We start from the raw sequence: 258 nt of genomic DNA, 5'->3' as shown, positions 1-258 counted from the left end.
CAGTCAGATAAGCCCAAGCGAAGCTGAAGGCAGGTAAAAAGGGAACGTATGGACCACGTTCCCTTTTTACTTTGAGCCTGCTGCAAACGACCCTGAACGAGACATTGGAGGCACTCCCTGCCAATGGAATGGCCGAGTTGAGCGCCCTGATCGACCCGGGCTGGATCGAACAAGCCTTGCAAGCCACGGGCAAGGCTTCGATACGGCGCCGCAAGCTGCCGGCGCAACATGCCGTGTGGCTGGTGATTGGTCTGGCCT

1 protein-coding gene is annotated in these 258 nt (G+C 58.1%); it reads left to right on the top strand.

The features are described 5' to 3' along the window. Positions 1–71: 71 nt before the first annotated feature. Positions 72–258: transposase domain-containing protein (locus JHD63_RS25300; RefSeq protein WP_198973205.1), on the top strand; the 187-nt coding region annotated here is incomplete at its 3' end.

This window comes from Xylophilus sp. ASV27 (assembly GCF_016428875.1).
GTDB lineage: Bacteria > Pseudomonadota > Gammaproteobacteria > Burkholderiales > Burkholderiaceae_C > Xylophilus.
This window is presented reverse-complemented; position numbering and strand designations above follow the sequence as displayed.